The organism is Roseibium sp., from assembly GCF_048261595.1.
GTDB lineage: Bacteria > Pseudomonadota > Alphaproteobacteria > Rhizobiales > Stappiaceae > Roseibium.
On the sequence record NZ_JBLXFW010000007.1, the window covers coordinates 44,671 to 64,380 of the forward strand.

The 19,710-nt window shown below is 62.3% G+C and carries 13 protein-coding genes; 7 read left to right on the forward strand and 6 right to left on the reverse strand.

The genetic code is table 11. The features are described from left to right. The first annotated feature begins 40 nt into the window (after positions 1-40). The 3 genes from alaS (at position 41) to ACN0SY_RS18570 (ending at position 5,594) form a co-directional block, all read left to right on the forward strand. Positions 41-2,701: an alanine--tRNA ligase gene (alaS, locus tag ACN0SY_RS18560; RefSeq protein ID WP_417689816.1), complete on the forward strand. Its 2,661-nt coding sequence runs from the start codon at positions 41-43 to the stop codon at positions 2,699-2,701. Between the two features lie 159 nt (positions 2,702-2,860). Beyond that, positions 2,861-4,129 carry a GGDEF domain-containing protein gene (locus ACN0SY_RS18565; protein ID WP_417689818.1) on the forward strand — a complete coding sequence of 423 codons (1,269 nt, stop codon included), beginning with the start codon at positions 2,861-2,863 and terminating at the stop codon, positions 4,127-4,129. A gap of 94 nt (positions 4,130-4,223) precedes the next feature. After that, on the forward strand, positions 4,224-5,594 hold the full coding sequence (locus tag ACN0SY_RS18570; RefSeq protein ID WP_417689820.1) for a cyclic nucleotide-gated ion channel: 1,371 nt from the start codon (positions 4,224-4,226) through the stop codon (positions 5,592-5,594). Positions 5,595-5,698: 104 nt separating this feature from the next. On the opposite strand, the gene ACN0SY_RS18575 is transcribed toward ACN0SY_RS18570, so the two are convergent. Beyond that, positions 5,699-6,913 (reverse strand): NADP-dependent isocitrate dehydrogenase, encoded by a 1,215-nt coding sequence (locus tag ACN0SY_RS18575; RefSeq protein WP_417689822.1) that lies wholly within the window; start codon positions 6,911-6,913, stop codon positions 5,699-5,701. A gap of 1,668 nt (positions 6,914-8,581) precedes the next feature. Here ACN0SY_RS18575 and ACN0SY_RS18580 point away from each other — a divergent pair. Then, a complete protein-coding gene (locus tag ACN0SY_RS18580) occupies positions 8,582-9,454 on the forward strand; it encodes a bifunctional helix-turn-helix transcriptional regulator/GNAT family N-acetyltransferase (RefSeq protein ID WP_417689824.1) in 873 nt (290 codons plus the stop codon). A gap of 86 nt (positions 9,455-9,540) precedes the next feature. On the opposite strand, the gene ACN0SY_RS18585 is transcribed toward ACN0SY_RS18580, so the two are convergent. Continuing rightward, positions 9,541-10,026, reverse strand: coding sequence for a YHS domain-containing (seleno)protein (locus ACN0SY_RS18585; protein WP_417689826.1), 486 nt, complete (start codon positions 10,024-10,026; stop codon positions 9,541-9,543). A gap of 188 nt (positions 10,027-10,214) precedes the next feature. Beyond that, positions 10,215-10,586: a hypothetical protein gene (locus tag ACN0SY_RS18590; protein WP_417689828.1), complete on the reverse strand. Its 372-nt coding sequence runs from the start codon at positions 10,584-10,586 to the stop codon at positions 10,215-10,217. A gap of 183 nt (positions 10,587-10,769) precedes the next feature. On the opposite strand from ACN0SY_RS18590, the gene ACN0SY_RS18595 reads away from it, so the two are divergent. Continuing rightward, positions 10,770-11,717 carry an AraC family transcriptional regulator gene (locus ACN0SY_RS18595; protein ID WP_417689830.1) on the forward strand — a complete coding sequence of 316 codons (948 nt, stop codon included), beginning with the start codon at positions 10,770-10,772 and terminating at the stop codon, positions 11,715-11,717. A gap of 169 nt (positions 11,718-11,886) precedes the next feature. Then, positions 11,887-12,891 carry an aldo/keto reductase gene (locus ACN0SY_RS18600; RefSeq protein ID WP_417689832.1) on the forward strand — a complete coding sequence of 335 codons (1,005 nt, stop codon included), beginning with the start codon at positions 11,887-11,889 and terminating at the stop codon, positions 12,889-12,891. Positions 12,892-12,990: 99 nt separating this feature from the next. Here the strand turns inward: ACN0SY_RS18600 and ACN0SY_RS18605 are convergent, their stop codons facing one another. Together ACN0SY_RS18605 and ACN0SY_RS18610 are read right to left on the reverse strand one after the other, a co-directional pair. Beyond that, the gene (locus ACN0SY_RS18605; RefSeq protein WP_417689834.1) at positions 12,991-13,872 is read right to left on the reverse strand and encodes a hypothetical protein; all 882 of its coding nucleotides are present in this window, start codon (positions 13,870-13,872) and stop codon (positions 12,991-12,993) included. Then, entirely contained in the window at positions 13,869-16,373 is a 2,505-nt protein-coding gene (locus ACN0SY_RS18610) for a vWA domain-containing protein (RefSeq protein WP_417689836.1), read from the reverse strand. The genes ACN0SY_RS18605 and ACN0SY_RS18610 overlap by 4 nt, the downstream gene beginning before the upstream one ends. 100 nt (positions 16,374-16,473) lie before the next feature. Between ACN0SY_RS18610 and ACN0SY_RS18615 the strand changes: the two genes are divergently transcribed. Beyond that, positions 16,474-17,220: a helix-turn-helix transcriptional regulator gene (locus ACN0SY_RS18615; protein ID WP_417689838.1), complete on the forward strand. Its 747-nt coding sequence runs from the start codon at positions 16,474-16,476 to the stop codon at positions 17,218-17,220. A gap of 97 nt (positions 17,221-17,317) precedes the next feature. Here ACN0SY_RS18615 and ACN0SY_RS18620 read toward each other — a convergent pair whose 3' ends face one another. After that, positions 17,318-19,534: an NADP-dependent isocitrate dehydrogenase gene (locus tag ACN0SY_RS18620; protein WP_417689840.1), complete on the reverse strand. Its 2,217-nt coding sequence runs from the start codon at positions 19,532-19,534 to the stop codon at positions 17,318-17,320. Positions 19,535-19,710: the final 176 nt, after the last annotated feature.

Genomic DNA, 19,710 nt, shown 5'->3' on the forward strand with positions numbered 1-19,710 from the left:
CCCGACCCAACGGGCAGGCAGGACCGAGGCAGACCACCGCATGACCGGCGTGAATGAAATCAGATCCGCGTTTCTGGACTATTTTGCCAAGAACGACCACCAGGTCGTCGAGTCCGGACCGCTGGTTCCGCGCAACGATCCAACCCTCATGTTCACCAATGCGGGCATGGTTCAGTTCAAGAACGTGTTCACGGGCCTTGAAAAGCGCGATTATTCCCGCGCAACCACATCCCAGAAAGTCGTGCGCGCCGGCGGCAAGCACAACGACCTGGACAACGTCGGCTACACGGCCCGCCACCACACGTTCTTCGAGATGCTGGGCAACTTCTCCTTTGGTGACTACTTCAAGGACCGGGCCATCGAGCTGGCCTGGAACCTGATCACCAAGGAGTACGGCCTGCCGAAGGACAAGTTGCTGGTCACGGTCTACTCGGAAGACCAGGAAGCAGCGGACCTCTGGAAGAAGATCGCCGGGCTTGGCGAAGACCGGATCATCAAGATCCCGACCTCCGACAACTTCTGGACCATGGGCGATACCGGTCCCTGCGGTCCGTGTTCGGAAATCTTCTACGACCACGGCGACCACATCTGGGGCGGACCTCCGGGATCGCCGGAAGAAGACGGCGACCGCTTCATCGAGATCTGGAACCTGGTCTTCATGCAGTATGAGCAGACCAAGGAAGCCCGTCTCGACCTGCCGCGGCCGTCCATCGATACCGGCATGGGCCTTGAGCGTATCGCCGCCGTCATGCAGGGCGTTCACGACAACTATGACATCGACCTGTTCAAGGCGCTGATCGGCGCGTCGGTCCATGCGACCGGTGTCGAAGCGGAAGGTGCCGCGCGCGCCAGCCACCGGGTCATTGCCGATCACCTTCGTTCGACCAGCTTCCTGATCGCGGACGGTGTCCTGCCGTCCAACGAAGGGCGCGGTTATGTCCTGCGCCGCATCATGCGCCGCGGGATGCGTCATGCCCATCTGCTCGGTGCGAGCGAGCCGCTCATGTGGAAGCTGGTTCCGGCCTTGATCCGCGAAATGGGCCGGGCATATCCGGAACTGGTGCGGGCAGAAGCGCTGATCACCGAGACGCTGAAGCTTGAGGAGACCCGTTTCCGCAAGACCCTTGAGCGTGGCCTTGGCCTGCTCGACACGGCGACCGACGGCTTGTCCGAAGGCGGTGAACTGGATGGCGAGACAGCCTTCAAGCTTTACGACACCTACGGCTTCCCGCTCGATCTGACCCAGGACGCGCTGCGTGCCCGTGGCATCACCGTCGACACCGGCGGTTTCGACGCTGCGATGGAGCGGCAGAAGGCCGAGGCCCGTGCCGCTTGGTCCGGGTCGGGCGAGGCTGCGACCGAGACCGTATGGTTTGCGCTCAAGGAAAAGCTCGGCGCGACCGAATTCCTCGGCTACGACGCGGAAAGCGCCGAGGGCGTCGTCACGGCGCTTGTCGCCGATGGCGCCGAAGTCAACGAGATCACGGCAGGTCAATCCGGCGCCATGATCGTCAACCAGACGCCGTTCTACGGCGAATCCGGCGGTCAGGTCGGTGACACCGGCGTCGCGATTGCGGACGGCCTGAAGGTGCGCGTGACCGACGTTCAGAAGAAGGCCGATGGGCTGTTCGTCCATCTGGTGAGTGTCGAGGAAGGCAAGCTGACCCTGAACCGCGCGGTCCAGTTGACGGTGGATCATACGCGCCGGGGCGCCGTGCGGTCGAACCATTCGGCCACTCACCTTCTGCATGAGGCGCTGCGCGAAGTGCTCGGCAGCCACGTGGCTCAGAAAGGCTCAATGGTCACCCCGGACCGCCTGCGCTTCGATTTCTCGCATCCCAAGCCGATGGAAGGCGACGAGCTTGCGATCGTGGAGGCTTACGCCAACGAAATCGTGCTCCAGAACGCACCCGTCGAAACCCGCCTGATGGCTGTCGACGAGGCCATCGAAAGCGGAGCCATGGCGCTTTTCGGCGAAAAATATGGCGATGAAGTCCGCGTTGTGACCATGGGCACCGCGCTTCATGGCAACAAGGCCGGCAAGGCCTACTCGGTCGAACTTTGCGGTGGCACCCACGTCAGCCGCACCGGCGATATCGGGCTTGTCACCCTGGTCAATGAAGGTGCCGTTGCCGCAGGCGTTCGCCGCATCGAGGCGCTGACCGGTCAGGCCGCGCGCGCATACCTGGACCAGCAGGACAAGCGGGTTCGCGAACTCGCCAGCCTCCTCAAGGTCGGTGCAGGTGATGTCACAGCCCGCGTGGCCCAGCTTGTGGACGACCGCAAGCGGCTGGAAAAGGAACTGGCGGACGCCAAGAAGAAGCTTGCCATGGGCGGCGGCGGCGAAGGTGGCGGAGCAGCCGTCAAGGACGCCGGTTCGTTCAAGCTCATGGCCCGCACCGTGGAAGGCATCAACCCGAAGGACCTGAAGGGCATGGCCGATGAAGCCAAGACCCAGCTCGGCTCCGGCGTCGTGGTGCTGATCAACGTTGCCGAAGACGGCAAGGCCGCCATCGTGACTGCGGTGACCAAGGATCTGACCGAGAAGGTAAGTGCTGTCGATCTGGTTCGTATCGGCTCGGAGGCTCTTGGCGGCCGGGGCGGCGGCGGACGTCCGGACATGGCGCAGGCCGGCGGCCCGGACGGAGACAAGGCGGACACCGCGATCTCCGCGATCGAGGCCCATCTGTCGGCTCTCTGATTTTCCGGCATCGCGCCATGAACGGCAAAAACTGACTTTGCGTCTTTAAGGATTAATAAGACCCCGCGGATAGGCTCCGCGGGGTCTTATGTTTTTCGTGCGGAGTAGAATGGCCCAGACGGACAGGATTTCGGCTATCGCAGCAAGCGGCGTTTTTTCATGGACGTGATGCTATCCGTGCCTGCCGGGCTTGTCTGCCTCGGTGCCGTCTTCGCCCTTTTGCTGGCCGCGACCTGGCGCCGTGTGGTGGCGGGCGAAAACTCGACCTCCGCTGTCTCGTGGGCTTTGGCGTTCTGGGCTCCTGCTTTCGGCATTCTCGTGATCGGTGTTCATGCGCTTGTGAGCGGGTGGACGGGAGCCGATGGAAATGCGCTGGAGATCGCAGGCTATCGCTGGCGCGGGGACGAACCCGGCTACATGCTGATCCTTGCCGGTTTCGGATATGCCTGGCGCGGAACCCGCGCCTTTTATGGCAAGAGTGGAAGGTGGTGGCTGGTCGGCGCCTTGATTGCAACGCTGCTGGCGCTTCAACCCGTCTTCGGCGGGAGCGGCCATGGCGCAGCGCTGGTGCGTGAACTCTATCTCCTGCTCGGGGCCGCGCTGTTCCTTCATCTTGCCGTCATCGAGCTGGAAAACGGCCGCTGCACCGAACCCTTGAAAAGCGCCGGCGATGCCATCCTCGTCTGCAAGAGCTTCAGCTTCACGCTTGTTGCGGTGGTGCCTTTCGCTGTGTGGCAACCCCTGACGCTGAGGGCGCTCGGCGATGGCGGCCCGGTCTGGCTGTTCGCCTGGCTGGTTCTCGTGCTGATTCATCTGGTTGCTGCCCCGCTTGTGGCGCTGCAGCTCGCGCGGGAACGGGCTGATCTGCGCCTCCATGTGTTCCGGACCGAAGACGAGCTGACAGGACTGAATACACGCCATGCCTTCATAGAAGCCGTCGAGGCCGACCTGAAGCGCGACGATCATTTCGCCGGCGCCTTCCTTGTGCTGCAGGTGGATGATTTCCGCGAGATCACGGATAATCATGGCCGCAAGGACGGAGATCTGGTGCTGGTAGCATTTGCCGGCTTCCTGAGAACCGTGGCGGGGGAGACAATGACCTGCGCAAGGTTGGGAGAAGCCGAGTTCGGGCTCTATATTCCGGGGCTTGCCGGAAAGCCGGTCGAACTGCTTGCGCAGCAACTGTGCCTTGGCACATGCCTCCTGAAGCCGGAACTGGACGAAAAGCCTTTCAGCCTTTCGGTCAGCATCGGTTTTTCCGATACGGAGCGCTCCGGCCGGGACTTCGACACGCTGTACGCCCATGCCAATTGCGGCCTGCATGAAGCGCGCAGGCGGGGCGGGAACGGCTGCTGTGCCTACTCGCCGGACCTGAAGGTCAAGGATTTCCAGTCGTCCATGCGCAAGGCCCTTCGCCTTATCGCCTGACCCTGCCGGATGTTCCGCGTAAACGCGGACACCTTTGCGCTCATTTTCTCATCATGTATTGATGAGCGAACGCACGCATGGGACGGGCCCGGGTTTGACCACAGACAAGACCTTAAAATACCACCTCTATCACCTGTTCGAGGAAACCGCCGTCAACCGGGTGGCGTCGCAGTTCATCCAGCAGGCCCTGGTGATGCTGATTGTCGTCAACGTCGTGCTGGCCGTGATTGAAACGCTGCCCGCGGTGAGAGAGGCCCATGGCGGCCTCATGTCCCGGATCCAGATCGTTTCGGGAACAATCTTTCTTCTGGAGTATTTGGTCCGGCTCTATGTTGCCGACATGCACCCGCCGTTGCGGCGCTACGGACCGCTCGGTGCCCGGCTGCGCTATGCGGTCCAGCCCGATGCCATCATCGACCTGATCGCGGCCCTGCCTCTGGTGATGGTGCTGCTGCTGCCGACCAACGCGGTGACCGTCATCGTCATCCTCCGGCTTCTGAGGTTCCTGAAGCTCGCGCGCTACTCGCCCGCGATCCGCTCGTTGTTGCAGGCGCTGGCCAGCGAACGCTGGGCGCTCATGGGTGCAACGCTGATCGTCTCGGGCGTCATTCTGCTTGCCGCCACCGTCATGCATCTTGTTGAAGGCGAGGCCCAGCCGGACAAGTTCCAGAGCATTCCCCATGCCATGTGGTGGGCAATTGCGACGGTGACGACGGTGGGATATGGCGACGTCGTACCGGTCACCGGGCTTGGGAAGATGATCGGCAGCTTCTTCATGCTGCTCGGTTACGGACTTATCGCGCTGCCGGTGGGCATTATCGCCTCGGCATTTGCCCGTGAAATGCACAGCCGCGACTTCGTCGTAAGCTGGTCGATGGTGGCGCGGGTGCCGATCTTCGAGGATCTCAAGGCCGCCGAAATCGCCGAGGTTGCCAAGCTGCTCCGCGCCCAGAAGGTCAAGGCGGGCTCCGTGATCGCCGACAAGGGCGATGTCGCGGACAGGATGTTCTTCATCTCCGAAGGCAATATCGAGATCGAGCTCGGTCACAAGACTGTCTATCTGGATGCAGGCGATTTCTTCGGGGAGCTGTCGATGATCCACCAACGGCCCCGCACGGCGCGAATCAAGGCGTTCCACGACACGGAACTGCTGGTTCTGGAGGCCCAGTCCCTGCACCACCTCATGGAGAAGAAGCCGGATCTGGCGGCGAAGATCCTTGCCGAAGCCGGCCGTCGCCACGCGGAAACCCTGAACGCCATGGGCGACCTTGTTTCCGAGGAAATCGCCCAGGCCGACGTGGTGCAGGAAGACGAGAATTCGTCTGACGAGCCTGAGCTTTTTGTCGGCAAGGAGGATCGCGCGGACGGGACCGCGGGTGAAGAATTCGATGGCGCTGCCTCGCAGGGAGACGGCGACGCAGGTGACAGTGCGGAGACCCGAGAGACCGGGAACCGGTCATCGTAAGACTGGCCGATCGGTCTGCATTTGAGATCCGATCTGAAGCGGCCATGAAAAAAGGCGGCCCGTAGGCCGCCTGCAAGGTGTTTGGGAGGAGGTTATTCGAGGCTTCAGACGCCCATCGCCCTGGCAAGGTTTTCGTCGATCTTGTCGAGAAAGCCGGTTGTCGTCATCCAGCCCTGATCCGGTCCGACCAGAAGCGCCAGATCCTTGGTCATGTAGCCGCTTTCAACCGTATCGATACAGACCGTCTCGAGCGTCTTGGCGAAGCGTGCTAGCTGGTCGTTGCCATCGAGCTTGGCACGGTGGGCAAGCCCCCGGGTCCAGGCGAAGATAGAGGCGATGGAGTTGGTCGAAGTGCTCTCGCCCTTCTGGTGCTGGCGGTAGTGGCGGGTAACCGTGCCGTGCGCCGCTTCCGCTTCCACGGTCCGGCCATCCGGAGACATGAGAACGGATGTCATCAGGCCGAGGGAGCCGAAGCCTTGCGCCACCGTGTCGGACTGGACATCGCCATCGTAGTTCTTGCAGGCCCAGACATAACCGCCCGACCATTTCAGCGCGCTGGCGACCATATCGTCGATCAGGCGGTGCTCGTACCAGATGCCGGCATCGGCGAACCTGTCCTTGAACTCCGCCTCGTAGATTTCCTGGAACAGGTCCTTGAAACGGCCGTCATAGGCTTTCAGAATCGTGTTCTTGGTCGACAGGTAGCAGGGCACCTTGCGGTTCAGCGCATAGTTCATCGAGGCCCGGGCGAAATCGCGGATCGAGTCGTCCAGGTTATACATGGCCATGGCGACCCCGGAGGAGGGGGCGTCGAAGACATCGCGTTCGATGGTCTGGCCGTCTTCTCCGACGAACTTGATGGTCAGCTTGCCCTTGCCGGGGAAAGTAAAGTCGGTGGCGCGGTACTGGTCGCCATAGGCGTGGCGGCCGACGATGATCGGCTGGGTCCAGCCCGGCACCAGGCGCGGTACGTTCTGCATGATGATCGGCTCGCGAAAGATCACGCCGCCAAGAATATTGCGGATGGTGCCGTTCGGAGAGCGGTACATGCGCTTGAGGCCGAATTCTTCGACACGGGCCTCATCCGGGGTGATCGTCGCACATTTCACGCCGACGCCGTGCTTCTTGATTGCCTCTGCCGCATCAACGGTGATCTGGTCGTCGGTCTCGTCGCGCTTCTGGATCGACAGGTCGTAATAGTCCAGATCGATGTCGAGGTACGGATGGATCAGCTTGTCCTTGATGAACTGCCAAATGATCCGGGTCATCTCGTCGCCATCGATATCGACAACCGGGTTCGCTACCTTGATCTTCGCCATGGGAGGGCCTCATTCTGGGTTCGGCAATAATTGTGTGCGATGGTATACAATCTTATTTTTTGCGATGCAACACCTGGTGCGATCGTCCCCAACGCCCCGAAGCGGAGCATAGCCCAGTCCACCCACCAAACGCCGTCCCGGGTTTGATCCGGGACCAGAGAGTTTGACGGGGTCAGAGCGAAGGAAACCTTGCGGTGCGAGGGTTCCCGGATCTCAGCTCCGCTTCCTCCGGGAAGGCGCAAGGGCGGATCGCCCGATCGGTTCAACTCCGAGAATGACGTGAGCATGTGGCAAAACCACGACACCAACCCGGCCGTCATCCCGGACGCAGCGAGGCGGAGCACAGCCCAGTCCACACACCAAACGCCGTCCCGGGCTTGATCCGGGACCAGAGAGTTTGACGGGGTCAGAGCTAAGGAGACCTTGCGGTGCAAGGGTTCCCGGATCTCCGCTGCGCTTCCTCCGGGAATGCGCAAGGGCGGGTCGCCCGATTGGTTCAACTCCGAGAATGACGTGAGCATGTGGCAAAACCACGACACCAACCCGGCCGCCATCCCGGACGCAGCAAAGCGAAGATCCGGGACCCACTTGCAGGCCCGCGTGCTGAAGCGCTGGCGTGTTGTGACACGGCCTTCCGTACGACAATTCCTCACCTGATCCGCTCTGCAAGCGAGTGGGCCCCGGATCTCCGGCTGGGCCTTCGTCCGGGGTGACGGTGATAATGCGGAGTACAGCCCCGGCCACACGCTAGGTGCCGTCCCGGACATGATCCGGGACCAGGAAATTCGGCGGGGCACGCAAAACGAAAGGTTGCGGCGTAAGGGTTTCCGGATCTCCGGCTACGCCGTCGTCCGGGGTGACGGAAGCATCTTTGGCAAGGGCAGGCCCCAAGCCCAGACTTGTCACCCCAGCGAAGGCTGGGGTCCAGTACGCGGAGACCTCTCAATGCAATCAACCACCGAAAGCGGATACTGGATTCCAGCCTTCGCTGGAATGACAATGGATGGGGGGCAAATTCGAATGCCGGCCTCATGCTGACAGTGAGCAGAGACTTGCGGATCGATGCAAGGGCAGTGCGGCACAGCTTTTCCTCACTCAGGACAAGGCAGCACAAGAGCTCCGAAACACCCTTGTGCCTCCTCGATTTCCCACAACCTTCTGAAATCATTGCCTCCGAAATCCTTTGTCCCCCACCCCTCTGACCTGGCTTACACTTGGTGCTGTTCTCGCCGTCACGGGGCCCTGAGTGGACCGACCGTTCGGGGCGGCGGGAGCCGGAGGTCAGGAGCACCTATCCGGGATAACGGACCGGTAGCGCGCTCCGGCGGATCGCTCAAGCCGAAGGCGCCACGGGTGACAGACGTGGGGCAGCCCGGTCAGAGAGGCGACGGGTCGGGGAGAATTGACAGCCCTCCCCGCAGTCCGCAGTGGCACGCGGATGGAAACCTTAGCGCTCGGCGAGATGCCTGGGACAGGCCTTCGGGCAGGCGGGACGCCTTGCCACTCACCCAACCAACCCAATTCGCCCGGCAAGCGCCGGGTGCCTGCCATCCCGTTCGGATCGAGCGGAGACACACTGCCGGAACGCCGGAGGCAAGCCTCGCGGCGCTATTTGTGCTGGTGAGGCCAATTGACAGGCGAATTTATCTGACTTAAGTCAGATAAATCATGATCGACGATATCTTCCGCTTCCGACGCTTCAGCCGGGCCGTGACCACAGAGGTCGGGGCCCTGGATACCTCTTTCCTCGGGCGGGGCAGGCCGCTTGGCGCCGCCCGCGTTGTCAATGCCATCGGCCATGGCCGGGGCGATGTGGCGGCAATCCGAGCCTACCTCGGACTTGATTCCGGATTGATGAGCCGCCTTCTCAGGTCTCTTGAGGAGGAAGGCCTTGTGACGGTCGATGCCGACGAGGAGGACGGTCGCAGGCGCCGGGCGCGTCTGACCGGCAAGGGTGAGGCAGAGTTCGCCGAATACGAACGTCTTTCAGACGAGCGGGCGAGAGAAATCCTGTCCCGCCATGCCCGGCCGGATGCCCTGCTGGCAGCCATGGACCTGATCGCCTCGGCTCTTGGCAAGGAGGGGTGGGACATGTGCGAAATGGACCCTCGGGATCCGGCGAGCGTGCACTGCCTCGAACAATATTACGCCGAGCTGAACAGCCGTTTCGATACCGGTTTCGACGTCACGCTGTCCGCTGATCCGGACGCGGAAGACATGCTGGCGCCGCGAGGCTGTTTTCTCGTCTGCTTTTCGGATGGCCTTCCGATCGGTTGCGTTGGCCTCAAGGGAACCGACAAGGGCTATGCGGAGATCAAGCGGCTCTGGGTGTCTCCCGCCGCTCGTGGTCTCGGGATGGCCAAGCGCCTGATGGAGGATGTGGAAGCTCGTGCGCGAGGCCTCGGCATATCGCTCCTGCGGCTCGATACCAATTCCAGGCTTCCCGAAGCCGTGAAGCTCTACCAGACGTCGGGATGGACGGAGATCGACCGCTTCAACGATGATCCCTATCCGGACCATTTCTTCGAAAAGGCGCTTTAGGCACAGAACAAGGGCAGCCGGGTGGCTGCCCTTGGTACAGGGGATGCCGGATCGGGATACACCGTTCCGGCTTTCACCAATGTGGCTCAGAGCTCGGCTGCTGCGACCGAACGGATTTTCTTCCAGTTGGCTGCCGCCTTGGAGATGGTTCCAGCCTGGTCCTTCTGGAATTCGTGGAAGATCGCCTCGTTCAGGAAGAGGTACAGCTTGTCGTCGACCACGGCAGCGAACTTCGGGTTGCCGTCGAACTTCTTGCCGACAGAGACGCCGAAGGTACAAAAACCGCCGTTTTGCGGCAGGTAGTCGGCCGGGTGTGCCTCGAACTTCGCCTTGGCTTCTTCGGAGGCGAAATAATAAGAGACGCCATCGTGAACCGCAGTGAAGCGTGCAGCGCCGTCAATGCGGTTGTGGAGATCGACGAAGGCCACAGGATCGACGCCGTGGAGACCGAGAGGCTTGCCCGCGGCAGTCAGACCGCTGGAGGTGTTGTACTCGTCGGCGGCGTGGGCCGTGCCCGTCAGCGCGGCAAGCCCAAAAAGGGTCGCGGCTGCAATCGTCTTGATAGTCTGCATGTTTGGCTCCTGTTGCCAGTGTTTGCTTTGGGGCCGGATGTTGTCCGGTGACTGGACTATCCGTCCGATCCGCCGGGTTCTCCATGCTCCAGCGTCCCTCAGGATTTGCCAATCGTCCGGAGGTTTGCCGAAACGAAAACACCGGCCAAATGGCCGGTGTCTTGCGAAGGAGTTTTCGGGTCTCCAGGTCAGGCAGGCTGTGGCAACCCTTCCTCACCCTTGTGCAGGCTGACGACAGTCAGGACGGCGGCCGCATTGATGAGGTAGTAGGCCTTGTCCAGTCCGGCAAAACCGAGCACGAACGGTGCGACCAGAAAGACAGCGCCGACAGCCGCGTCCACCATCAGGTGCACCTGGTACGGGATGATCCGAACGATGCCGGTGACATGATCTGTGAGGATGGTCAGCACCAGAGCCGCGACCCCGGTACAGACCGAGAGCCAGAAGGCCAGCGGGTTCGATTGTCCCAATCCCAGAACCATCGGCACGGCCATGAGTCCGAGGGCAACCGGGTAGTCGAGATAGGCGTGAATGGTCTTTGTCACGAAACGTATGCTCATCTTGTCAGTCCTTTCGAGGATGTGAAGTGACGGGGATTGTGTTCCGGGGACAAGATGAGCCCCTGTCGCCGTTCGATCCATGCACGTACGTCCCGGATTCTTGACCGATCGTCCGGGAGCCTTGCCGGTGGCGACAAAACGGTGTCCCTGAAGACCTCCCGTCGATCACCAGGATGGACAGTCATGAAGCACGACGCGCTAAGCCAGATCCTCGATGCGCTCAAATTGCGCGGATCGGTCTACTTTCACACCAATTTTTCGGCCCCTTTCGGTGTCGGCGTGCCTGCCTTTGGCAACGTCGCGCGTTTCCATATGGCCATGCGCGGCTCCTGCTGGCTTCAGGTCGAGGGTCAGGACCGGCCGATCCACCTGTCTACCGGCGACCTCGCCGTCATCCCCCATGGGACTGCGCATGTATTGAGCGATGAGCTGGACCGTCCCGTTTCCTCGGTCGACGAGGTCGTGCGTCAAACCGGATATAGTGGCGAGGGCGCGCTCTACTTCGGCGGAGCAGAGGAGGACCAGGCCTGCAAGCTGTTCTGCGGCCATTTCGAATTCGAAGAGGGCTCGGTCCATCCCATATTGGATGCCCTGCCGTCCGTTATTCATGTACCCAATACCCAGACCATGAACGCCCATTGGCTGGACGCGGTCATGCGTTTCGTAGCCAGCGAGGTCCATGCGACCCTGCCCGGGTCGGATGCTGTCATTCATCGGCTGACGGAAATCATCTTCATCCAGGTGGTGCGGACCTTCGTGGATCGTGAGGGCGACAAGGCGGGCTGTCTCGCTGCGGTGCTGGATCCGCGGTTCGGCCGCTGCATGTCAAAAATCCACCTGGCGCCCGAGCGCTCCTGGACCGTCGAAACGCTGGCGCGGGAGGCTGGCATGTCGCGAACGGTATTTGCCGAGCGTTTTACGTCACTGGTCGGCATGACGCCGCTCGCCTATGTCACCCACTGGCGCATGGAACGGGCGCGCCGGGAGATCGCCGAGACCGACCTGCCGCTGATCGATATCGCCGAAACCGTCGGCTATACGTCAGAAGCTGCTTTCAACAGGGCTTTCAAACGACATTTCGACGTGACTCCGGGGCAAATCCGAAGGAGCGGCGTGCCGGCTTTCGCTTGAAGCATGCCAACCGGCATGGCCGCACATCGCCCGGGAGTGCACTTGCATCGCAGGCGCGGGGATGGTGATGTGCCGGATGAAAGGTGGGTGACTGAGTGCCTGCCTGAGTATCTGACTGAGTGCCTGCCCGAGACGGCTCATGGCTCGCCCCTTCTGGAAGATTCATTTGATGAAACAACGCAAGATCGGTTCATCCTCCGTGTCCGCAATCGGCCTTGGCTGCATGAACTATGCCCATGGCTATGGCAACGGTTTGAACCGGGACGACAGTGTAAAGCTGCTCCGGGCAGCTCTCGATCTCGGCTACACCCATTTCGACACGGCGACGATGTATGGTGGCGGCGTCAGCGAGAGCATCATCGGCGAGGCGATTTCCGGCCGCCGCGACGATTATTTCCTTGCCAGCAAGTGCGGCCTCTATCCCGGCAAGAATGGTGCGGCGCGCGATATCGATGGCGATCCGAAGCGGATCAAGCAGGCCTGCGAGGACAGCCTCAGGCGCCTGAAGACCGATGTAATCGATCTCTACTATCTGCATCGGATCGACTGGAACGTGCCGATCGAGGACAGCGCGGGAGCCTTTTCGGACCTGATCAGGGAAGGCAAGATCAGGGCTTACGGGCTGTCGGAAATGTCTGCGGATACCGTTCGGCGGGCCCATGCCGTGCATCCGGTGACCGCGCTCCAGTCCGAATATTCCCTCTGGACCCGGAACCCGGAGATCGCGACGCTCGAGACCTGCCGCGAACTCGGTATTGCGTTCGTCGCCTTCTCGCCGCTGGCCCGCAAGTTCCTGACCGGCAAACTTGGCCTTGATGATGTGCGCAACCCGAACGAAGGTGACATGCGCAAGGTCATGCCCCGTTTCGCGCCGGAGAATTACGCCCGGAACCTGGAGCTGCTTGCAGCCTATAACGCCATTGCCGAGGAGGTCGGATGCACGCCGGCGGAGCTGGCGTTGGCGTGGGTTCTGTCGCGCGGCGAGCATGTGGTTGCCATTCCCGGCACGACCAGTCTGGATCATCTAGCCGAGAACGCCCGCGGTGCGGATGTGGCGATCTCGCCCGAAATCGCGGCGCGGCTGGATGAGGTCATCAACCATGCCAAAGTGGTCGGTCACCGCTATTCGACTGGCCAGCAGGCGGATATCGACACGGAAGAATTCGCGGCCTAGACAGGCGACCGAACGCCGGTCGATAAACGGACTATGCATGAAAAAGGCCCCGCCCAACGGGCAAGGCGGGGCCTTTTTGCAACTGAGAAGGAAGGAACCTCAGTCGCCGACGCGTGTCCAACGGTCCGTGCCGACGACGCGACAGCCGCCGGGGCTTGCTCCAAGCATCACCGTCGCCTCGGCGGGGAGCACGATCTCTATCGCCCGGTCGAAGCTGATTTCTTCCGGTGACAGCACTGTCATTGTCCAGCGGATATGCGACCCTCCGCCTTCGCCGGCAGGAATCTGCGCAAAGGTTTCTGCTCCAAGGTCGGTCGTCACCCAGCGGTTCCGGCCCGCACCACCCCAGCGCACCCTTGCCGTTTTCGACAGGTCGAGGCTGTCTGGATGGAACGGCCGTTGGAAGGTCATACGCCGCGTTCCCTCGTTCATGCCGGGCAGGGCGCCGGCAGACATGGGAAACATCTGCTGCATCAGCGCCGGACAGCCTTCCATGCGGGTTGGCCCGATTTCGGATTTCCAAAGTCCGTCTTTCGGCTGCCCTCTCGGGTCTATCAGAAGCCCCTCGTCCTGCTTGAACGTCAGATCGTCCTCGCCCTTGGGAATGGGCAAGGCGTCACGCTTGGTGAAAGTCAGGCCGCCGGGCGGGTCGAGGCATTCTTCCGGTCCCGCGTAGGTGGTTCCGTTCCGGCCGAGACCGGTGACGAAGTCGTCCACAGTGACGCCGGGAGCCGCCCAGACCGGCGGTTTTCCCGCTTCTACCACGAGGATATAGGCGCCTTCCGGCTTTGTGCCGTCCGGTTGATAGACGCGGAGCACGTGCTCGTCCGCATCTCCGACGGTCAATTGGTCCGAGCCGGAGTCCGGGTCGTTGATTACCACCAGTGGTCCGCAGGCACGGGCGCTGTCAGCGTTGACAAGGCCGGCGACAAGAAGGGCCGCGGCAAGGGAGGGGGCGGCAAGTTTCGTCTTGCTGGTCATTGTTGTTGTACCGCGATCAGTTTCTTGAGCATGTCGATCTCACCGGCGCCGACACTATCCGACTTCGCGCGCCCGGCCTTGAGCTGGCTGGCGATCAGGTCGGCTTCTTGCGTCGAGATGTAGGGGGTGAACTCACAGAGGTCGCCGAGAGCCGTCCGCTGGCAAGCCTCGCCGCCGGGCTGGTTCAGCCCCAGCTTCTTGAGATTGCCTCCGGGGTCCTCATGGCTGAACCACATGGAGGGGCGCCCGTCGGCACTGACGCTTGCGGTCGAGGCAGTCCAGCCTGCGGGCATCATGCCCATCACGGATGGGCTGTCTTGCGAGAACAGGCAGGCCGTCGTTTCCGGGCATGTCGCGAGCGGCACGTTTTCGCCCTGCGCGGCCTTCATGGCGGCACCGAGCATTGCACCGATGTCGGGCGTGCCGTCTTGCGTCGAGGTGGAAGCCGCGGCGTTGAGAAGGGCTCCCATCGCTGCCGCGGCGGCAGGATCGTCCTTCGCCAGTTTTGCCATTGCCTCGGCCATGGCTTCGGCGGGCGAGGGCGAGCGCCGCGGGGTGGTCATTCGGATCGACCGGCGGACCATCTCCCAGCCCTCGTCCATCTTGCCGCTGGCCGGTTCGAAGCGGCAGAGGCGACCGGGTTGAACATCGATGCAGGGACCGTTCATCTCGGTCCACTGGTGAGGGTTGAGCACGATGGTATCGGGTACTTCCAACGGGCTGTAGAACGTCAGCCTTGGAAGACCGGGTTCGCCGCCAGCCGTGGCCGCCTCGCGGGTTGGTTGGTCGGTGAACCACCCGGCGGGGAGGATGAAGAGCAGGCCCGTCGCCGCATCCTCGATCACGCACTGGAACTGTTCCTTGCAGCGGTATCCGACGTCCTGCGGCGCCAGAACCTCGTCGGGTCCGTGGGTGGGGTCGTTGTCCCCCTGCCATTCGCCGCCCGCTTCGGCGCGCTTTTCCGGCCCGCCTTCCTCGTCTGCGGGTGTGAGCGTGCCGATACGCAGCGGCAGGCGGGTGGCAATGGCGTCAGGTCCGTCGATGTCTGCGAACAGGTAGACGATCTCGTAGCTGCCCGGCTCGGCTGGAGCGGTCAAGACCTTGGCCGGTCCATAGGCGTTGTCGAACATCTCGTTGAGGTAGCCGCTCTGGTCCCAGCTCACGAGAGCACCGTCGCGCCAGATCTCGATCCTGTCGTTGTGGGCGCCTCCGCCTTGCGCGGCGATCTTGACCAGCGCCCCAGGTTCCACGGTCGCCGGTGCGGCAAGGGTTACGTCCGGGCGCGTTTGGACCTCGATTTCAAGGCGCGCGACGGCCTTGGACAGGTCGGTTTCGCCGTAGCGGTGCCATGCGGCAAGGTAGCGGCCCGGTGCTGCCGGCATGTTCAGTTGGGCAACGGCTGCGCCTTCGCGGCCCTCCTGCATCGACCATTCGATGCGCCGGTCTTCCAGGGACTGTGCATCCGGCGGCAGAAGTGTCAGGACGAAATCGGCGCCGCCGGTGGCTATGCCCTCCCGGGTAATGCGGGCAGGAAAGATGGCGCTGGCGCCTGCACGATAAGGGCCCGCCTGATCGATCACGAGGCTTGGCATCAAACCGGCGAAAGGTACATAGACCGTCCGGGTGTCGCCAGCGGCAACGGCGATCTCCAGTTCGCCCCGTCCCTGGTCCCCGGCTTCTGCCGAGAGCTGCCACCGTCCTTGCGCCAGCTCGACCGGAAGCGCCCACTGCTGTGCGAAGGTCAGGAGACCCAGGTCCAGCGTCTCTCCGGTGTCGAGGTTGCTTGCGGAAAACCGAACGCTGTCGGGGCGACCGGCCAAATCGGCCTGGATCGTCAGGTCGAGCGCCGCCTTGCCCGGGGCCTTCGCTTCGCGCTGGACCGGCTGGGAGGTACGAACCAGCGCGTCTGCGAGTTCAGCGCCGGATTGGGTCGCCAGAACCATCCCGCCGGTCTGTTCGGCGATACAGGAGATCTGCCTGACCTCGCCTTCGCTGAGCCCGAAGCCGACCACATGCGCTCGAATCGGGATACCTTCGCGGGCGAGTTCCGCAGCCACGGCGCAGGGGTCGCCGCCGCAGGTTTCCAGCCCGTCGGTCACCAGTACAATGTCGGCTTCCTCGGCGGTTGAGGGGATCTCGCTGGCGGCGCGCCGGAGTGACGCCGCCAATGGCGTCTTTCCGCGCGGCATCAGCTTTCGAAGCCGTGCGGCGAGTTCTGCTCCGTCCTGGATACCGGTGGCCGCGATGGTTTCGATGTCGCCGCAATCTCCGCGCCGGTTATGGCCATAGGCAATGACCCCGAGCGGTTGACCGGGATCGCGCGATGTCAGGAATGATCCGAGTACGTCGCGCGCCACCTCGGTACGGGAGCGGCCCTCCGGTAGCTGGGCCCACATGGAGCCGGATTCGTCAAGGACGAGGATGGTGCTGCGGTCTTGGGCAAGGGCGGGAGCAAAGAGCAGGACGGTAAGGGCAACGGTCAGCCAAGGTCTTGAAATCATGTTGAAGTCTGGTCGCTTTGTCGAAATGGGAGTCTCGTGCATGGTTGAAGTTACGTAGGGGCTCCGCTAACCTCAATCTAAGGAAATCCATAGGTCATGCATGAGAACGGACGACTTCGCGGATGCCATAGCGGTGGAGACGGATGCCGATCGCCTCTGGTCGCTCGCGGGCGAGTGGCTGACCGGCCATGGCTTCGACCGGGTCCTTCATCTGTCTGTTTCTGGAGACTTGGTCTCGGTGCGAACGACGCTCGGGCAGGATTTCGAAACCTATTACCGCGACCGCAATTTCGAGCAGCACGATCCGTTTCTTACCTATTGCCTTCCGGCTTCGGGCCCGATTTCGACCGGGGCGGCCTACCTGTCGGAGTATGAGTATCTGACGGAACAGCAGGCCGACGTCATTCGGGCTGCCGGAGAAGCCGGGTTTCAGGCAGGCTTTTCCGTCGTCACCCGGCGCGATCAGACCGGTTGCGAGGCGTGGAATGTCGGGTCGACACTTTCACGTTCCGAGGTCGAGAAGATCAGAGCGGAAAATGGATCCGGCTTGAGACTGGGCCTTGCCGCTCTTCGTACCCGGCTATCAGGTCCGGTCCTCGATCCGTTGAGTGTACGTGAGAGCCAGTGTCTAAGGTTGCTTGGACAGGGGCTTCGCACCAAGACGATCGCCTATGAACTCGGCATTGCCTGCGTGACGGTGGAACTTCACCTGAGGAACGCGCGGCTGAAGCTCGGCGCTGCGACCCGCGAACACGCTGTCGCGCTTTATTCCCGTCTGCGAACGCCTGACCATCCCGAAGCGATAGCAGCGCTCTGCGTCGAGGGTGAGGAGCGCGACGGCGAATAGAGATTGGCGGTCAGGAGATTTGCCGTTTACCGACCCGGATAAACAAAAAGGGCGGCTCGAAGAGCCGCCCTTTTCAATTAGGTTCTTGCCGAGGGCCTTAGCCGATGATGCCGTTGAGCGTTGCGCTCGGGCGCATGACAGCGGCAACCTTGTCGGCCGGGGCGTGGTAGTAGCCGCCGGTGTCCGCCGGAGATCCCTGAACGGCGATCAGTTCGGCGACGATCTTTTCCTCGTTCGAGCGCAGGCTTTCTGCGATCGGAGCGAAGTGAGCCTTCAGTTGGGCGTCCTTGTCCTGGGCAGCGAGCGCTTCGGCCCAGTAGAGGGCGATGTAGAAGTGGCTGCCGCGGTTGTCGAGGCCGCCGACCCGACGGGACGGGGACTTGTCGTTGTCGAGCAGACCTTCGACCGCCTTGTCGAGCGCGTCGGCAAGGATCTGGGCCTTCTTGTTGCCCTTGACGTTGGCAAGGTGCTCAAGGGAAGCGCCAAGTGCGCAGAACTCGCCAAGGCTGTCCCAGCGCAGGTAGTTTTCTTCCTGCAGCTGCTGGACGTGCTTGGGAGCCGAACCGCCGGCGCCGGTTTCGAACAGGCCGCCGCCGTTCATCAGCGGAACGATGGAGAGCATCTTGGCCGAGGTGCCGACTTCGAGGATCGGATAGAGGTCGGTCAGATAGTCACGCAGAACGTTGCCGGTGATGGAGATCGTGTCTTCACCGCGGGCGATGCGCTCGGTGGTGTAGGCCGCTGCTTCGGTCGGCGCAAGGATACGGTAGTCCAGACCGGTGGTGTCGTGTTCCGGCAGGTAGGCTTCGACCTTCTTGATCAGCTCTGCATCATGGGCGCGTTCGGAGTTCAGCCAGAAGACGCCCGGCATGCCCGACAGGCGCATGCGGTTGACGGCAAGCTTGACCCAGTCGCGGATCGGAGCGTCCTTGGTCACGCAGGCGCGCCAGATGTCGCCAGCTTCCACGTCATGCTGAATGAGCGTGTTGCCGGCCGCATCGACAATGCGCATGGTGCCGTCGGCTGCTGCCTTGAAGGTCTGCGGATGCGAGCCGTATTCCTCGGCCTTCTGGGCCATCAGGCCAACGTTCGGCACGGTGCCCATCTTGGACGGGTCAAGAGCGCCGTTCTTCTTGCAGAACTCGATGACGGCATCATAGACGCCGGCGTAGGAAGAGTCCGGAATGACGCAGACTGCGTCGGCTTCCTTGCCGTCCGGGCCCCAGCCCTTGCCGCCTGCACGGATGAGGGCCGGCATGGAGGCGTCGATGATGACGTCCGAGGAAACATGCAGGTTGGTGATGCCCTTGTCGGAGTTCACCATGTACATGGCCGGGCCGTTGTCGAGCGCTGCCTTGATGTCTGCCTGGATCTCGGCTGCCTTGTCGCCGGCCAGGGTCGCGACCTTGGCTTCCAGATCGCCTAGGCCGAGGTCCGGATTGACCCCGAGCTCTGCGAAGGTGGCTTCATGCTTTGCGAAAACGTCCTTCAGGAACGCCTTGACCACGTGGCCGAAGATGATCGGGTCGGAGACCTTCATCATGGTGGCCTTCAGGTGGACGGAGAACAGGATGCCTGCGTCCTTGGCGGCCTGGATTTCCTTTTCCAGGAAAGCGGAGAGCGCCTTGACGCTCATGTAGGTGGCATCGAGGACATCGGCTTCTGCAAGCTTCAAGTTGTCCTTGAGAACCTTGACCGAACCGTCCTTGGCAACGAACTCGATCTTCGCGGTGCCGGCAGAGCCAGCTGCGACGGTGACGGACTTCTCGTTGGAGCGGAAGTCGTTCTCGCCCATGGTGGCGACGTGGGTCTTGGAGCTGGACGCCCAGGCACCCATCGAGTGCGGGTTCTTCTTGGCGTATTCCTTGACCGCGTTCGGCGCGCGGCGGTCGGAGTTGCCCTCGCGCAGGACCGGGTTCACCGCCGAGCCCTTGATCGCGTCGTAGCGGGCCTTGATGTCCTTTTCGGCGTCGGTCGAGGCATCAGCCGGATAGTCCGGGATCTTGTAGCCCTGGTCCTGCAGTTCCTTGATCGCGGCGTTCAGCTGCGGCTGGGACGCGGAAATGTTCGGCAGCTTGATGACGTTGGCGTCCGGGGTCTTCACCAGTTCGCCAAGCTCGGCCAGGTCGTCGGACTGCTTCTGCGCGTCGGTCAGGAAATCCGGGAACACGGCCAGGATGCGGCCGGCGAGAGAGATGTCCTTGGTGCCGATGGTGATGCCGGCTTCCTTGGTGAAGGCCTTGATGATCGGCAGGAACGAGCCGCTTGCGAGTTCGGGGGCTTCGTCGACCTTGGTGTAGATAATGTCGGCCATGTCTCACATTTCCTGAGTTCGAACTTTGGCGAATGGGGAACGTGGTGCCGTTCCCGATGAAATCCGGAACTGCGTATACAATTGTACGCAATCAATTGCCAGCCCCTCAGTGACGCCGGCCGGCAAGTTGCACGAGTTCTATCAAACGGCCGCCAAAAGGCAATCGAACGAAAGGG

Bases quoted from the DNA above. Each gene is read 5' to 3' on its own strand.
- alaS (WP_417689816.1), top strand. From the start codon at position 41: ATGACCGGCGTGAATGAAATCAGATCCGCGTTTCTGGACTATTTTGCC.
- ACN0SY_RS18565 (WP_417689818.1), top strand. From the start codon at position 2,861: ATGGACGTGATGCTATCCGTGCCTGCCGGGCTTGTCTGCCTCGGTGCC.
- ACN0SY_RS18575 (WP_417689822.1), bottom strand. From the start codon at position 6,913: ATGGCGAAGATCAAGGTAGCGAACCCGGTTGTCGATATCGATGGCGAC.
- ACN0SY_RS18580 (WP_417689824.1), top strand. From the start codon at position 8,582: ATGATCGACGATATCTTCCGCTTCCGACGCTTCAGCCGGGCCGTGACC.
- ACN0SY_RS18585 (WP_417689826.1), bottom strand. From the start codon at position 10,026: ATGCAGACTATCAAGACGATTGCAGCCGCGACCCTTTTTGGGCTTGCC.
- ACN0SY_RS18590 (WP_417689828.1), bottom strand. From the start codon at position 10,586: ATGAGCATACGTTTCGTGACAAAGACCATTCACGCCTATCTCGACTAC.
- ACN0SY_RS18595 (WP_417689830.1), top strand. From the start codon at position 10,770: ATGAAGCACGACGCGCTAAGCCAGATCCTCGATGCGCTCAAATTGCGC.
- ACN0SY_RS18600 (WP_417689832.1), top strand. From the start codon at position 11,887: ATGAAACAACGCAAGATCGGTTCATCCTCCGTGTCCGCAATCGGCCTT.
- ACN0SY_RS18605 (WP_417689834.1), bottom strand. From the start codon at position 13,872: ATGACCAGCAAGACGAAACTTGCCGCCCCCTCCCTTGCCGCGGCCCTT.
- ACN0SY_RS18610 (WP_417689836.1), bottom strand. From the start codon at position 16,373: ATGATTTCAAGACCTTGGCTGACCGTTGCCCTTACCGTCCTGCTCTTT.
- ACN0SY_RS18615 (WP_417689838.1), top strand. From the start codon at position 16,474: ATGAGAACGGACGACTTCGCGGATGCCATAGCGGTGGAGACGGATGCC.
- ACN0SY_RS18620 (WP_417689840.1), bottom strand. From the start codon at position 19,534: ATGGCCGACATTATCTACACCAAGGTCGACGAAGCCCCCGAACTCGCA.